General features: G+C 49.3%; 13 protein-coding genes. 12 read left to right on the top strand and 1 reads right to left on the bottom strand.

Translation table 11 applies throughout. The features are described 5' to 3' along the window. The 9 genes from mutS to Q0V82_RS14415 all read left to right on the top strand — a co-directional run. The coding region (gene mutS, locus Q0V82_RS14455; RefSeq protein WP_297576870.1) for a DNA mismatch repair protein MutS at positions 1 to 1080 on the top strand (1080 nt) is incomplete at its 5' end. 64 nt (positions 1081 to 1144) lie between these two features. Continuing rightward, positions 1145 to 1621, top strand: coding sequence for a hypothetical protein (locus tag Q0V82_RS14450; protein WP_297576869.1), 477 nt, complete (start codon positions 1145 to 1147; stop codon positions 1619 to 1621). Between the two features lie 113 nt (positions 1622 to 1734). Then, positions 1735 to 2991 carry a pseudouridine synthase gene (locus Q0V82_RS14445; protein WP_297576868.1) on the top strand — a complete coding sequence of 419 codons (1257 nt, stop codon included), beginning with the start codon at positions 1735 to 1737 and terminating at the stop codon, positions 2989 to 2991. A gap of 57 nt (positions 2992 to 3048) precedes the next feature. Next, entirely contained in the window at positions 3049 to 3615 is a 567-nt protein-coding gene (gene greB / locus Q0V82_RS14440; RefSeq protein ID WP_297576867.1) for a transcription elongation factor GreB, read from the top strand. Between the two features lie 157 nt (positions 3616 to 3772). Beyond that, positions 3773 to 5866 (top strand): sensor histidine kinase, encoded by a 2094-nt coding sequence (locus Q0V82_RS14435; protein ID WP_297576866.1) that lies wholly within the window; start codon positions 3773 to 3775, stop codon positions 5864 to 5866. A gap of 66 nt (positions 5867 to 5932) precedes the next feature. Then, on the top strand, positions 5933 to 6754 hold the full coding sequence (locus tag Q0V82_RS14430; RefSeq protein WP_226762510.1) for a thymidylate synthase: 822 nt from the start codon (positions 5933 to 5935) through the stop codon (positions 6752 to 6754). Positions 6755 to 7337: 583 nt separating this feature from the next. Further along, the gene (locus tag Q0V82_RS14425) at positions 7338 to 7535 is read left to right on the top strand and encodes a heavy-metal-associated domain-containing protein (protein WP_297576865.1); all 198 of its coding nucleotides are present in this window, start codon (positions 7338 to 7340) and stop codon (positions 7533 to 7535) included. Between the two features lie 171 nt (positions 7536 to 7706). Further along, positions 7707 to 10121, top strand: coding sequence for a heavy metal translocating P-type ATPase (locus Q0V82_RS14420; RefSeq protein ID WP_297576863.1), 2415 nt, complete (start codon positions 7707 to 7709; stop codon positions 10119 to 10121). A 56-nt stretch (positions 10122 to 10177) separates the two neighbouring features. Further along, positions 10178 to 10591, top strand: coding sequence for a MerR family DNA-binding protein (locus Q0V82_RS14415; RefSeq protein ID WP_297576862.1), 414 nt, complete (start codon positions 10178 to 10180; stop codon positions 10589 to 10591). 559 nt (positions 10592 to 11150) lie between these two features. Here the strand turns inward: Q0V82_RS14415 and Q0V82_RS14410 are convergent. Then, positions 11151 to 12410, bottom strand: coding sequence for a D-amino acid dehydrogenase (locus Q0V82_RS14410; RefSeq protein WP_297576861.1), 1260 nt, complete (start codon positions 12408 to 12410; stop codon positions 11151 to 11153). Between the two features lie 180 nt (positions 12411 to 12590). On the opposite strand from Q0V82_RS14410, the gene Q0V82_RS14405 reads away from it, so the two are divergent. From Q0V82_RS14405 to recX, 3 genes are all read left to right on the top strand, one after another. Beyond that, the gene (locus Q0V82_RS14405) at positions 12591 to 14459 is read left to right on the top strand and encodes an ATP-binding protein (RefSeq protein WP_297576860.1); all 1869 of its coding nucleotides are present in this window, start codon (positions 12591 to 12593) and stop codon (positions 14457 to 14459) included. Between the two features lie 79 nt (positions 14460 to 14538). Continuing rightward, positions 14539 to 15579: a recombinase RecA gene (gene recA, locus Q0V82_RS14400; protein WP_297576859.1), complete on the top strand. Its 1041-nt coding sequence runs from the start codon at positions 14539 to 14541 to the stop codon at positions 15577 to 15579. 88 nt (positions 15580 to 15667) lie between these two features. After that, positions 15668 to 16141 carry a recombination regulator RecX gene (gene recX, locus Q0V82_RS14395; RefSeq protein WP_297576858.1) on the top strand — a complete coding sequence of 158 codons (474 nt, stop codon included), beginning with the start codon at positions 15668 to 15670 and terminating at the stop codon, positions 16139 to 16141. The last annotated feature ends 411 nt before the right edge of the window (positions 16142 to 16552 follow it).

Below are 16552 nucleotides of genomic sequence, written 5' to 3'. Positions count from 1 at the left end.
ATGAAAAATGCCGAGCGTTACATCACGCCAGAATTAAAACAGTTTGAAGAAAAAGCCCTGTCAGCCAACGAGCGGGCTTTGGCGCTGGAAAAACAGCTTTACGAAGGCCTTATCGAAGCGCTGCAAATGCACCTCAGTACGCTGCGTCTGGCTGGCCAAGCGGTAGCCTCGCTCGACGTACTGGTTTGCTTAGCACAGCGCGCTGAGCTCAGTGGCTATATTGCCCCGCACTTTTGTGACGATGCGGTATTAAATATCGAAGCCGGTCGCCACCCTGTGGTCGAAGCGCAAATTGATGACTTTATTCCCAATAGTGCCGAGTTTCATTTAGCGCGCAAATTACTGCTAATTACCGGCCCAAATATGGGCGGTAAATCGACGTATATGCGACAAGTGGCCCTCATCGTTTTGCTAGCGCACATCGGTAGCTACGTGCCAGCACAAAGCGCCCAAATCGGCCGAGTCGATCGAATTTTTACCCGTATTGGGGCGAGTGATGACTTAGCCGGTGGCCGATCGACCTTTATGGTCGAAATGACTGAAACCGCCAATATTTTGAATAATGCCAACGAATACAGCTTGGTGCTGATGGATGAAGTTGGCCGTGGCACATCGACGTTTGATGGTTTAGCACTGGCTTGGTCCATCGCTCGCGCCTTAATCGAAAAAAATCGCAGCTACACCCTGTTTGCCACGCACTACTTCGAGCTAACTCGACTCGCGCAAGACTACCAGCAAGTCAGCAATGTGCACTTGGATGCCGTTGAACATAAAGACAAGATCGTCTTTTTACACGCTGTCCAAGAAGGCCCCGCCTCACAAAGCTATGGGATCGCCGTCGCCAGCTTAGCTGGGGTGCCGCGTGACGTAGTTCGTCAAGCCAAACGTAAATTACTGGACTTAGAGCAAAATAGCTTACAAAATGGGCCACAAGCAGATTTGTTTGCCGTCAACCATTTTGAAGACGCAGCTGAACTTGAATTGCACCCCGCTGTCCAAGCCCTACAAGACATTAAAGCGGACGAACTCAGCCCGCGGGATGCACTGGCATTGATTTATCGCTTACAAACGCTTATTTAGATCAATAAATGTAAACTTTTACACTAGCGATCAGCAATTAAGCGACTAAATTTAAGGCATTAAAATGATTCTAAGCAGAGAGGAGCAAACTGTGGCGACTGAAACCCCCCAAGTAATGAGAGATCAACTCGGAACTGCGCTGCTTGATATCGCACAGCGAAGCGGTAATCCTGCCGATGAGACGGGACTACAACTCTCTGAATTAATCCAAAGCGCCACCAGTGAAGTACGTCGATTTGGCGAGGATTTAGCCAGTCATTTGCAAGCGTACACCGCCGTCACCGTGCCGCCGGCCTTTCAATTACAAAGCGCGGCTGAAGGCAAAATTCAAGTCGTTGGCGAGCATCCGCACAAAGAAGAGATTGAAAACTACCTCAACCAAAATACCCGCTTGCTAAAATGGTTTAAAGAATTAGAAGTGCTATTTGAAATCCAAAGAAAAATAGAGCTCACAGCAAGCAACGAAAATATCGACCAACAAGTCTTTAACTTTGGTTTAACCAGTTTGGGTGGCATTGCCTTTTTTACAAAATCACCGTAAAAAATTCAGCAAAGCCAATTGAATGGCCGCCTAGCGCGGCCATTGGCATTTATCAGCATCGATAAAGCAAACCAGTTATAATTGCCACTTATAGAACACAGAAAGAATGCCCGATGAAAACAGTTAAAGCCCGCCGTCCGCAGCCCGCGATCCGTGAAGGCCGTGCTGCCGACCAGCAACGAAGCGCCACTAAGGCGGGCAGTCGTGGTAAATCCGCTGCTCAACCGTTGCAAACGCCTTTTGCCAAAACCGGCGCGACCAAAAAAAAACCCGTCTCAGCCAGCGAAGCCGCGCGTAACCGCGCCAAAAACTTGCCCGACACTGGGCGCTCGTCAACCCCCGCCACCGGCACGCGTAAGCGTGGTAATTCCACCGTTGGCATGAGCCGCATGATTGCCCAAGCCATCGCCAAAACCACGGGCGCACGCGAAGTTCAAGGCATTAAAACGCCCACTGAAGCGGTAGAAACCACGCAAACCACCATTGTTCATCATGGTGATAAAAGCGGTAAAAACGTCAAACGCGCCAAACGCATGAAGCAGCGCCAAGGCTCACAACAAGAGCTAGCGTTTCAGCAAATCTTGCGCGAAAAACGCCTTGCCAGCACCGAAATCGAAGACGATCGCTTACAAAAAGTGTTGGCCTATTCTGGCCTAGGTTCACGCCGTGACATGGAAGAAGTCATCGACGCGGAACGCGTGACCATCGGTGGCCGTATCGCCACACTAGGTTGCAAAGTCAGCCCAGGCGACGAAGTGCGGATTGATGGCAAGCGCGTGGCGCTCAAATGGCCAGACCGCATGGTGCGCATCATTATGTACCACAAACAAGAAGGCGAATTGGTCAGCCGTGATGATCCAGAAGGCCGTGTCACCGTGTTTGAACGTTTACGCCGGGTTTACTCCAGCAAATGGATTGCCATCGGTCGTTTGGACTTTAACACCACCGGCCTGTTGCTGTTCACCACCTCGGGCGAATTGGCCAACCGGATGACGCATCCGAGCTTTCAAGTAGAGCGCGAATACGCGGTGCGCGTTCATGGCCAGCTGACCCCTGAGCAAATGAAAGAACTCACCCAAGGCGTGAAGCTTGACGATGGCGAAGCCCACTTTGCCCGAATCGAAGATCGTGGCGGCGAAGGGAGTAATCATTGGTATCACGTGGTGATCAAAGAAGGTCGTAACCGCGAAGTTCGCCGAATGTTTGAACACTTCAACATCATGGTTAGCCGCCTAACGCGGATTCGCTTTGGTATGTTTAGCTTGCCGGGTCGTCTTAAGCGCGGTGAGTTTTATGAACTCTCTGAAACCGAAGTCTTGGCCGCAACCAAATGGGCCGGACTGACCATGATGGGTCAGGTAAAAGACTAAGTATCTGCAGCTAGGCTTTGATGGGTAAAGTCTAGCGGTAAATACCCAAGATAAATTATGAGCAAAGCATTCACCACCGAATCAGCAGGCGACGACGATGACGTCATTCCTGCTGATTTAATTATTCCGTCTGGTAGCAAAAACTACATCACTCCGCATGGCTGGCAGCGTCTAAAAAACGAGCTGTATCAACTCGTTACCAAAGAGCGACCCGAGCTCACCCACCTCATCAACTGGGCCGCCAGCAATGGCGATCGTTCAGAAAACGCCGATTACCAATATGGCAAACGCCGCCTACGCGAAATTGATCGCCGCATTCGTTTTTTAACCAAACGCTTAGAAATTGCCGAAGTCATTGACCCTTGTACCCGAGAAAGCACCGATCAAGTGTTTTTTAGCGCCACCGTGAGTTACGAGCGCGAAGACGGTCACAGTGAAACCATCAGCATTGTCGGTGTTGACGAGACTCACCTCGCCCTCAACCACATCAGTTGGACCTCGCCCGTAGCCCGTGCTTTACTCAAAGCCCGAGAAGGCGATGTGGTGCTATTACGCACGCCAACCGGAGTCGAAGAGCTCGAAGTCACTCAGATTCGTTACATTGAGATTGTCCGCCCAGAATAAATTGGCTACTTCTATGCCAAACAATCTAGCGGACACACCCCATCATCAGCATATCAACGCAGTGTGATACGCGCGCTTTTACGTAAAAAACCAACATATCCAATGCCATTGTTCTAATTGTTTACCCTCACGCAAAAGACTATTGTATTGTCGCGCCATGCGGATATTCAATTCATCATCAGGTCATTTATTTCGACGCGTTTTGCGCAATATGGCGTTGCGCATCACCTTAGCGGCGTTTGCGATTTCAGCGATTAGTTATTACTACAGCTACCAGCGCTTACAAGAAGAAGCGCTGATTCATTTAGCTAAATATATCGACGCTCGCAGCCAAATTGAAAGCAGTCTATTTATTAATGCCGAAGGCAATACGCGGCTGGTTCGTGATGAATTTATCCGCCGCTATGGCTTAGAACAAAATACCAATGCCAGTGCCACATTCGATCAATTATTGCGCCAAGATAAAGACGGCGTGTGGCGCATTAAATATGAATTAGATGATTTTGAGCATCGCGCCACCATTGCCATCTTACCCACCGCCAAGCGCACACCCGAATTTAAACGCCAAGTGATTTTGGCGTATGACTTACTTTCGCAATATGGGCCAGCATTTAGCAACAACTATTACGATACTTTTATTGATCTAAATATTTCCGATGCCAATTTAATGTATTTGCCGCAGCTCAATTATGCGCGCAGTGGCTCATTGGCCGATTTTGCCGAAACCGTTGAGCCCGAAATCATTGCTACGCCAGCAGCCAATCCACAAAGAACCAGCCAGTGGACCGGGATTTATTACGACAAACAAGCTTTGGAATGGATGGTATCGATTGTGACGCCGATTGATTACTTAGGTAAATACATGGGTAGCGTTGGACAAGACGTGTTATTAACGCAATTAATTACCCGCACCAATACCGTGAATATTCCTGGCACCTATAATTTTATTATCAGCCGCGATGGTCATCTGATTTCTCACCCTAATTACATGCAACAAATTCAACAACAGCAAGGTAAATTTCAGGTCAACAATAGCGTAACACCATTAAAAGATTTATTTGCCGCCCTAAAAAAAGCCCAGCCGCTGGATCGATTTATTGAAAGTAAGGACCAAGAAAATTGGTTGGGTATTGCACCGATCAAAAGCACTAATTGGTTATTTGTCACGGTCTACCCCAAGAAAATCCTCCAAACCAAAGCCGCTATTTCAGCCAGTATTATTTTATTACTCGGTATGATCGCCCTCGCCTTAGAATTGGGCTTATTGGCTTGGGTACTCAAAACCGACATTATTAAGCCACTCACTCGGCTTAAAAATGCAATTCAAGCTTTAGCCCAAGGCAAACCATCCACCGAGCTCGACACCCATCGCGACGATGAAATCGGTGAACTGGCACGCAGTTTTAAAGACATGGCGCAAACCGTGCAATCGCATCGGCTTCACCTTGAAGAACTGGTCAATGAAAGAACGCAAGAATTAGCGCACCGTAATTTGCAGTTGCAAGCGGCCAATGAAGCACTCAAATACCTCAATCATGAAAAAAATGAATTACTCACCATTGCCGCGCATGATTTAAAAAACCCCGTCGCCAGCATTCAAGGCATGTCGGTCTTACTCAAAGATCGACTGCATGAATGGCCAAGCGAAAAAATTCAAAACCGCCTAAGCGGCATTAATCAATTGGCCGGACGCATTCAAAATATCATTGGCAATTTAATCGATCACAATGCCCTAGAAACTGGGTCCGTTCGGCTAGTTTTTGCCCCCATCGCCATCGACGCCTTAATTGAAGATGTGATGAATGAATGGCAAGAACGACTCGCACATAAGCAGCAACAATGCCATTACCAAGCGCATGGCTTGGTGTTAACCGCCGATCGCTCGGCACTGTGGCAAGTTTTGGATAATTTAATTTCTAATGCGGTGAAATATGCCCCGCACGAAAGCACGATTGTCATTAGTACCGAAAACATCGGCAATCACATCGAAATCAGCGTGAGCGACCAAGGCCCGGGCGTGGCGCCGCATGAAATGGCGCTGTTATTCAAAAAATTCAGCCGCCTTTCCGCGCGCCCTACTGGCGGGGAACACACGACAGGATTGGGTTTGTCGATTTCCAAACGACTGATTGAAGTCATGAATGGCGAAATTCGCTGTGAAAGCCAACTGGGCCACGGCGCGCGCTTTATTATTACGCTGCCTTTATGCGTCGAAATAGATCGCGCAGACAGCGACGCCACTGTCCTGTAAAATCGCCCCTCATTTACTTACCCTCAAAACCCTGCGCCAGCAGGGTTTATTGCTGGAGCTGCCGCGATGCGCCAATATTTAGATTTACTGCAACACGTACTCGATCAAGGCGTCGCCAAAGAAGATCGCACTGGCACCGGTACCGTTTCGGTTTTTGGCCATCAAATGCGCTTTAACTTGGCCGAAGGTTTTCCCTTGGTCACCACCAAAAAAACCCACCTTAAATCCATCATCAATGAATTGCTGTGGTTTTTACGTGGCGACACCAATATCCAATGGCTGCACGAGCATGGCGTTAAAATCTGGGATGAATGGGCCAGCCCGGAAGGTGATTTGGGGCCAATTTATGGCTACCAATGGCGCAGCTGGCCAACGCGTGATGGCCGCCATATCGACCAAATTGCCGATGTGATCAAAGCATTAAAAACCAATCCTGATTCACGTCGAATTATCGTTTCGGCGTGGAATGTCGGTGAAATTGAAAACATGGCGCTACCACCTTGCCATGCTTTTTTCCAATTTTATGTGGCCCCAGCGCAAAAAGACGATCCAGATCAGCGCGGCAAATTGTCCTGCCAACTGTATCAGCGCAGCGCCGATTTATTTTTAGGCGTGCCGTTCAATATCGCGTCTTACGCCACCTTGGTATTGATGCTGGCGCAAGTGTGTGACTTGCAACCGGGTGATTTTGTTTGGACTGGCGGCGACTGCCATATTTATCGCAACCATTTTGAACAAGTCAAAGAACAGCTTTCACGCTCGCCACGCAGCTTGCCAACGATGAAGCTCAATCCGGCTAAAACCGATTTATTCGACTTTGAATTTGCTGACTTCACCCTCGAAGGCTACGATCCCCACCCAGCGATTAAAGCGCCAGTGGCGGTTTAATTACGACGGCAATAATATAGATCTACTGCACGCTCTCAACTAAACCCGCACGTTCAACTCAGGTGCACAGTTGTCGTGCGATTTAGGCCTCATCAATTGTCTTTAGACGTATGGGTAGACAGACTTGTGTATAAACCAGCGGGAATTACACTTAATTGGCATGCCCCTACCAGCGAAAATGCTCTAAAAAAAGCACCTCTGTTTGTTAAAGGATTCTTGGCACTGCAAAGAATATGGTGATGCAAATATCTGAGGGGAGCGGCTTAAAACGGACGCCGACGTTTGAAGTAAATTCAGCGAGACAATGCGCCCAAAGATGCCCGCTTAGGCCAATTAGCTCAGACAAAAAACCAAAATAACAAAGGTTGCAAACAGATGTTTAGCGGCCTCTTATTTTTCAACCGTCGGCATCAGCACCTCGGCCAAAGCCGACACTCCGTTAACTCACTGATTCAAAAAACAATCCGATGTTTGTTGGTCATAAATTTAAAAATACTCTCATGACCGCTTGACCTTGCCATCGTGGCAAGCTTTATCGTTCATTCACGGTCAACGTTGATCGATTCTGAATGGAGAGCAAATTATGTATTCCCTTAAAGTCGCTAGAATTGGTTGTGGTAGCTGTGTCGCTAAGATTAACCTTGCTCTCAAGGCGCTGGATGATGCTGCCGAAATTGCCATTGATCGTCTAGCGGGCATTATTCAAGTGAAAAGCGATGTGTCACTGGATGAGATTCGAAATACACTCAATCAGATTGGCTACCCCACTACGGTCGTATGATCTTGTGGTGCGCCAACCCTTCCCAGCCCTGTGCATGCACAGGGCTTTTCTTCGTTCTAACTGTTAGTTGGCGATGAATTCTGGTGAGTAATGCTTAAAAAAACATGCTTGACCTTCCCATGACAGGAAGGATGAAACTGCATTCATCGACAACAAACAAGGGGTCTCATCATGACAAGCTTTACTTTAGCGTTAAACGCAGATCGGAAATTAAGGCTCGATATTGATGGCATGAGCTGTGCGAGTTGTGTAGCTCACGTTGAAGGTGCATTACTAGAAACACCGGGCGTCATTAGTGCCACAGTCAATCTGGCGATGGAAACGGCTCAGGTCAAATTAAAAGCGGGTCATGATGAGGCCAGCGTACTCGCGGCCGTGGCTAAAGCGGGTTATTCGGTTAAGTTGGCCGATGCGCCAAGCGTCGAAGCCGAGCAGACGATCAAGCTGAGTATCAGTGGCATGACCTGTGCGAGTTGTGTGGGCCGGATTGAAAGTGCTTTGTTGGCTACGGGCGGTGTGGTTTCTGCCTCAGTGAATCTAGCCACTGAAACCGCCCAAGTGGTACTTCAATTAGGCGTTGATCCTGTCGTGCTGCTTGATGCCGTCGCGGGGGCGGGCTATGAAGCCAGTTTGATGACGGCAGAGACAGAAAAGACACAATCACACGCGAAGTCCTCTCCTTTCTGGCCGATCGCCGTAGGTGCTTTACTGTCGTTGCCATTGGTCTTACCGATGTTGGTCGAGCCCTTTGGTGTGCACTGGATGTTGCCGGCTTGGGTGCAGTTCCTGCTCGCTACCCCTGTGCAATTCTGGCTAGGCGCACGCTTTTATCGCTCAGCCTGGCATGCTGTACGCAATCTGCGCGGTAATATGGATTTGCTGGTATCAATCGGTACTAGTGCTGCATATGGTTTGTCGTTATATCACTGGTTGTTTGATGCTAGCCAAGGTGCGTTGTACTTTGAAGCGGGTGCGGTGATCATCACGTTGGTGTTACTGGGTAAATGGTTGGAGGCCCGCGCCAAACAGGAGACCACGGCAGCAATTAAGGCCTTGCAGGCACTGCGCCCTTCGGTCGCCCGAGTGCGCAAAAACGGACGAGATATTGAAGTACCGCTTGAACATGTACAGTTAGGTGATCTGGTTGTAATCCTGCCAGGTGAACAAGTGCCTGTCGATGGCGTGGTGCGAGAAGGTGAAAGCCAGCACGACGAATCGATGCTTACTGGTGAAAGTGTACTGCTTACTAAAGAGGTTGGTAGTAAAGTCACTGGCGGTGCAATTAACCATGATGGCGTGTTATTGGTTGAAACCAGTGCTTTAAGTGGTGAAAGTACGCTCGCTCACATTATTCGCATGGTGGAAGATGCACAAGCGGGTAAAGCAGCGATTCAGCGTCTGGTTGATCAAGTTAGCGCAGTCTTTGTGCCCGTCGTCTTAGTCATTGCGTTGGCGACTTTGCTGGGCTGGTGGTACTGGACTGGCAGTATTGAAAGCGGCATTTTGTATGCTGTGGCGGTGTTGGTGATTGCCTGTCCTTGTGCGCTGGGTTTGGCCACGCCGACGGCGATTATGGCGGGGACTGGCGTGGCGGCACGATTTGGGATCTTGATTAAAGACGCCGAAGCGTTAGAGCTGGCCCACAAGGTCCAAGTGGTGGTCTTTGATAAAACGGGTACTTTGACCGAGGGTAAACCTCACCTCGCTGAACTTATTGCTCAAGATGGCGAGCTGGCTGAAATGCTGGAATTGGCCGCCGCGTTGCAACGCGGCAGTGAGCACCCATTGGCCAAAGCTGTGATTGCCAAAGCCGATGTTGCTCAGCCACTCAAAGCCGATAATCTGCAGGCCTTGCCTGGCCGCGGCATTGCAGGTGATATTACAGGTACACGCTACTTGCTGGGTAATCAGCGCCTGATGCAGGAAAAAGGGATTGATCTGAGCACCATGCAAACCGCTCATGATCAGGCACTGAGCAATGGTTATACCGTGTCATGGTTGGCGCGTGAACACGATTTGGCCTTGATCGGTATGCTGGCCTTTAGTGATGGCATCAAAGCCACAGCCAAAGAGGCGATTTCGCAACTGCGGGCCTTGGGGGTGAAAACGGTGATGCTGTCGGGTGATAATCGCGCTGCCGCACAACGGGTTGCTGAGCAATTAAACCTAGATGAAGTGATCGCCGAAGTCTTGCCACACGAAAAAGCCGCGCACATCGAAGCGATTCGTGCGCAAGGTAAAGTGGTTGCGATGGTCGGCGATGGTGTGAACGATGCGCCAGCTCTGGCAGCTGCGGATGTCGGAATTGCAATGGGTACCGGTGCCGATGTGGCGATGCATGTAGCAGGTGTCACGCTGATGCGAGGAGATCCGCAACTGGTGAGCCAAACGATTGAAATATCACGTTTGACTTACCGTAAAATTCGCCAAAATCTGTTCTGGGCATTCATCTTTAATGCCATCGGTATTCCTCTGGCGGCGTTTGGATTGCTCAACCCGATGATTGCAGGTGCGGCAATGGCATTCTCTAGTGTGAGCGTGGTATTAAATGCCTTAATTTTGAAACGCTGGAAACCTCAAGCCTAGGGCTATCTTAAAAGGGGCATTGCCCCTTTTTTGTGAAAAACGTAAAAGGATTGGCAATGAATATCGGACAAGCCGCCCAGCTCAGCGGGCTTAGCAGCAAAATGATTCGACATTATGAAAGCCTAGGGCTGATCAAACCTCAAGGCCGTAGTGCAGCAGGGTATCGGATCTTTAATGATTTTGATTTAAGCCAGCTCAAATTCATCTACCAGTCACGCGTTTTGGGGTTCTCACTCGAACAAATCGGCCAATTATTGCAGCTATGGAAACAGGAAGATCGCGCCAGTATTGATGTGAAGCTGCTTGCTGAGCTGCACATCAAAGCACTCAACACTAAAATTGAATCGATGCAGCAAATGAAACAAACCTTAGAGCAATTGATCGACATTTGCCCTGCAAGCGCTGATCCAAATTGCCCGATTTTAAAATCGTTATCGACTACGCCCATCGCAAGTACAGATTCTGAATAACGCCCGCGATGGCGCAAATGTTTTGGAATTCAGTAAGAATCAAAGGGGTCAGAGTCGATTGATTTTATCGCTGAGCTGAGTCTTTGGCTCGCAAGGGCAACTAGAAAGAAAGCGGTCAAATCTTGCCTTCTGCAGGATTTGACCGACCTCGATTTTCAGCGGATTGCGATACACGGCTTTAACATATTTTTTCATGGGTATTGCCAGCCAGCCATTGCTGAACAATACCTATAGTAAAATACCCTTAATGAGAAATTTAAACTTAGCCTCGGAAACTGAAGAAATCCAGCTCACGCCAGCCATACGCGCCAAAGCGCAGGAACTTGGCAATAACCCTGTCAAAATTTATAACTGGGTACGTAATGAGGCGTGCTGCTAAATATGGACACCGATGCTTGAGACTAAATTAGTTAAAAAAGATGTCATGAATGTCCGCAAAGACCGAGGAGCTGCCGCTGAGCGAGGTTCACTGTGCGGCAGTTTCACTTTCTTTACCTGCCGCTCATGATAAAGCTAGCTGGGGTATTGCCACCTAGCCCTCAAGCAGCAATACTCAGATTTAAATACCCTTTACAAATGGGTAATCCACTTCAGGCTGGCGGCCGGCGATCAAATCGGCAATGGCTTTTGCCGAGCCACAGCATTCAGTCCAGCCCAGCGTGCCGTGGCCGGTATTGAGCCATAAACTCGGGAATCGAGTTTGGCCAATATACGGCAAATTACCCGGCGTTGCCGGACGTAAACCGGTCCAAAATTCTGCCGCAGCATAATCCATCCCTTCCGGAAAGATTTGGCTGGTTCGATCAATCAAGGCTTTACAGCGAATCGGATTTAAATCCAAGTTATAGCCATTAAATTCAGCCGTTCCGGCCACTCGCAAACGATCACCCAAGCGAGAAAAAACTAATTTATAGCCATCATCGGTCAAGCTCACCGTTGGCGCATATTGCGGGTCGATCACCGGAATCGTTGCTGAATAGCCCTTGGCCGGATAAATATCTAAGGTAATCCCCAGGGGTCGCAAATGAATCGGGCTGTAACTCCCCAAGCACACCACAATCGCATCCGCCTCCAAGCGTTCAGCGCCGTTTTCTTCGCTGATCACGCGCACCACGTTGACATCGTCCCCTACCCGCTCCAAGGCTTCAATACTGCAGTCATAGCGAAACTCAACGCCCATCGCCATGCAGCGCTCGGCCAATTGATTGGTAAATTCTCGCGCGTCGCCCGATTCATCACTGGGCGTATAGGTGCCGCCCACAATGGGGTAACGCGATTGCGCCAGTGCCGGCTCAATCGCCAAGCATTCTGCCGCCGTTTTGACCTGCCGATCCAAGCCCACTTCGCGCATCAAGGCCGCCGCAGGGATCGCCGATTCATACTCAGCGCTATCGGTGTAGTAATGCAAAATCCCTTCGGTGCGCTGATCATAGGCAACTCCTGTCGCCAACCGCACCGATTGCAAGGTTTCGCGGCTATACAAGCCCAATCGCACCAAGTTTTGTAAGTTGGCCTTGGCTTTAGCCTTGGTACATTGCTCAAGAAAACGTAAGCCCCAGCGCCATTGATGCCAATCGAATTTTAATCGGAATAATAACGGTGCGTCTTCTTCGCCCAACCATTGCAAAGTCTTCCACGGCGCCTTGGGATTGGCCCACGGCTCGGCATGACACACCGAGATTTGCCCACCGTTGGCATAGCTGGTTTCACGCGCTGGCTCTTGTGCGCGCTCGATTACCGTGACCGCATGGCCTTCTTGCGCCAAAAACCACGCCGTTGTTACGCCGATGACACCTGCACCAAGAATAATGACCCGCATCGAACACCCTCCCAAGGCGATCTATTTGTCAGCCATTATGCCCTGTAGCACCGTTCGTCAGCGTTAGATTGTGCATTTTTAATGTTGCAGATCAAAACCAGAAGTGTTGGACACTGACTGCAAAAATGCCGAAAGCATGTGTAATCTGCATAAGCTGCTTTAAACTGTATGGCATTAGCAATGCTAACTATAGAAAACGCATTAATGAATCTGTCATTACGCACCGCAGTCATCCTCGCTATCTTGATCGGCTTATGCTTGCCCGCCACCATCACCGGCTATATTGGCCTGCAGTACGAAGAGCAAGCGGCGCAAAATCAAATCTCGCGTGACCAACAACGCATTGCGGACGTTCTGGCCCTCGGTATGCAAGACCCACTTTGGAATCTCGCGTCAGAATCAGGCCGCCCTTTACTCGACTCATTAATGAGCGACCAGCGCATCGTCAGCATTAAGATTAACGATCAAAATCTCGGTGAGTTTTTATCCGCCAAACAGCCCGAGCGCCAACTGGGACGCACCGCCTCGCTATCACGGCCCGTCATCAAGCAGGGGGTTAAGATTGGCGTGGCCAGCGTCGAATTTTCCGACGGCATCAGCCGGCAACACATCAAACGTAAGCTACAAATTTATTTACTCGCCGTCATCATTCAAGTCGTTTTAAGCTTGGCCTTGATTTTATTGTTACTGAACTCGCGCATTTTACGCCCGCTAAAAAAACTCACTCAGCAATCGCAACAACTGGCCAATCGTCAGCTCAATCAAGCTTTTATCTGGCGTCGCCACGATGAATTAGGGCATTTGGGGCAATCTTTAGAAAGCACCCGGCAAGCTTTGCATGATTTGATTGGCACATTAGAGCAAAAAAATGTGCAACTCGAAGCCGACTTAATTAGCCGCCAACAGATCGAATCGGCGCTGCGGGTGAGCCAAGATCGCTTTCGCCGATTGCTGGAGTCCACGCGGGTTATTCCTTGGGATGCACGCCCAGACGAATGGCGCTTTACTTACGTCGGGCCGCAAGCTGAATCGCTACTGGGCTACCCCATCTCGGTTTGGTATAGCGAAGCGTTCTTAAGCAACTACCTGCATCCCGATGATCGACACCTCGCCTACCCGCTATTTGCTGACAAAATAGCCGTCGGCCAAACCCATGAATTTGAATGCCGATTACTCGCGGCCAGTGGCAAAGCCATCTGGGTGCATTTTTTTGCCACTGTAAGCCAAGACCAAAATGGCCAAGCGCACTTACAAGGTTTTTTATTTGACATCCAAGCGCGTAAGCACAATGAGCAACAACTTGAGCAATATCGTCACCATTTAGAAGACGTGGTCGAAAGCCGCTCACGCGCCTTAGTCACCGTCAACCATGAACTCGAAATTTTAATGACCTCGATTGCGCAAGACTTACGCTCGCCGCTCAAAACAATCGATGGCTTTAGCCAAGTTTTGATTGACGACTACCGCGAAAAACTCGACGGCAATGCCAGTAATTATTTACTGCGCATCCGCAGCAGCACCCAAACCATGAGTAATCGCATCGATGATTTACTCATGCTGCAAGAACTCTCCCGCAATGAGCTACGGCAAGAAGAAATCAACCTCAGTGCAATGGCCCACGACATTATAGAAGAGCTCAGCCTGCTGCAAACCGAGCGAGAGATCACGCTCAACATCCAAGCCAACATGCTGGCTTTTGCCGATCGACATTTAATGCGCATTGCGCTGTACAATTTTTTGGAAAACGCCTGGCAATTTGCCAAGCCAGAGCAAGCGATTCACGTTGAATTTGCCTGCAACACCATTAATGGGCAGCCAGTTTTTTATATCGCCGATCAAGGTATTGGCCTAGAAGCTGAGCAATCCAAACGCTTATTTACGCCGTATTTTCGCTCGCAACACGAATCGCGTAGCTCGGGTATCGGCCTCACCGTGGTGCAGCGCATTATCAGCCGCCATAACGGTCATCTCTGGGTGAAGTCCAATCTGGGCGAAGGCGCGACCTTTTATTTTACCTTGCCAGAAAGCCGCAGTGCACAGTCGGCATAAATCACGCACAGAACACTTGCAAAAAAGAACGATTGTTCTATAATAAGCCAACTCAATCTAATTCACTGGGAACCATTTCATGGACGACAATAAAAGCAAAGCGCTCACTGCCGCATTAGCGCAAATCGAACGTCAGTTTGGTAAAGGCGCCATCATGAAAATGGGCGACAATCAAATCGAAAGTGATCTGCAAGTCGTTTCAACGGGCTCACTCGGTCTTGACTTAGCATTGGGCGTTGGCGGTTTACCGCGTGGCCGTATCGTCGAAATTTTTGGCCCAGAATCATCAGGTAAAACCACGCTGTGCTTACATGTCGTGGCTGAAGTGCAAAAACTCGGTGGCGTAGCTGCCTATATCGATGCCGAAAACGCACTCGATCCAATCTACGCCCAAAAACTCGGCGTCAATGTCTCTGACATGCTGATTTCTCAGCCAGACACTGGCGAGCAAGGTCTAGAAATTTGTGACATGTTGGTCCGTTCAGGTGGCGTGGATATCATCGTCATCGACTCGGTGGCCGCGCTCACCCCAAAAGCTGAAATCGAAGGCGAAATGGGCGATGTTCACGTTGGCTTGCAAGCACGTTTAATGAGCCAAGCACTGCGTAAACTCACTGGCAATATCAAGCGCACCAATACATTGGTTATTTTCATTAACCAATTGCGCATGAAAATCGGCAATATGATGCCCGGCCAAAGCCCTGAAACCACTACTGGTGGTAATGCGCTTAAATTTTATGCTTCAGTTCGTCTCGACATCCGCCGCATTGGCGCAGTCAAAAAAGGCGAAGACATCATTGGTAACCAAACCAAAGTCAAAGTCGCCAAAAATAAAGTTGCGCCACCATTTCGCGTGATCACGTTTGACATCATGTATGGCGAAGGTATTTCTCGTGAAGGTGAAATTATCGAGCAAGGCGTAACGCACAAAATCGTTGAAAAATCCGGCGCTTGGTATAGCTATGGCGGCAATAAAATTGGCCAAGGTCTGGAGAATTCACGTCAATACCTGAAAGACAATCCAGAAGTCGCCGATGAAATCGCCCGCAAAGTCAGAGAAAAACTCAGCGGCGCGCCATTGCCGATCGAAATGGATAAAGGCGACGAACAAAGCGAATAAACTCGCGCCAGCACGCCAAAACAGCCTCACCCTTTTAGGTGGGGCTGTTGTTTTTAGTGCGCCAGCAAAGAGGATTTAAGAGTACATCATGGTTTCAATTCGCAATAAAGCGCTGCAATACCTTGGCCGGCGCGACCATTCCCGACAAGAGCTAGCGCAAAAATTAGCACTCGCCTATCCGGACGTCAGCCCAGAAGAAATTAACGCCGTGCTGGATGATTTTATTGAGCGCGGCTGGCAATCGGATGCGCGCTTTGCCGAGCAATGGGTTTACTTTCGCAGCCAACGCTATGGCCAGCAAAGACTAAGGCATGAACTACAAGAAAAAGGCGTCAACGCCGAGCTCATCGCCAGCGCCCTATTGCAAGCCATCGACAATGAAATCGACACCGCGCGGCAAGTTTGGCAAAAAAAATTCAACGCCGCCCCCGTTGATCATCAAGCACGCTGCAAACAACTACGCTACCTCGCCAGCCGAGGATTTAGCCTGAACGTGATTTACCAAGTCGTGGGCGAGGCAGATGAATTTGACGGGTATAACGATGGAATCGATTCGATATAAAGCCTAGCGTGAGATACCCATATTCAACGGGCAATATTCAAATGACGAGTTGATGATGAAAGCTTCGCGGCATTCCCTCTCCCTTGATGGGTGGGGGTGATACGCCGGCGTATATTTTAAGCTCAACACCCCCATCCCAACCTTTCCCCGTCGAGGGGGAAGGCGTTGAAGTCGATCCGCTCAAGCACTTGTGATACCAGCCATCAACATCAAATCTGAACAACTCCATGCATACGCTACCTACGCCCACAACGCACTAGATTGGCTGCGATGGTACCGTGTGCGTACAATGCGTGGATTCAAATCCACCGCATAAAAATCCATGTCTAACTCAACTGAATCGAATTATGTCGTCAACGCACAGCAACTGGTTTGTGTAGCGAGCTTTTTAGCCAAAGAAGGCCATCAGAC

Source organism: uncultured Deefgea sp. (assembly GCF_947072475.1).
Classification (GTDB): Bacteria; Pseudomonadota; Gammaproteobacteria; order Burkholderiales; family Chitinibacteraceae; genus Deefgea.
The sequence above is the reverse complement of the archived record's forward strand: the minus strand, read 5'-3'. Positions and strand labels throughout refer to the sequence as shown.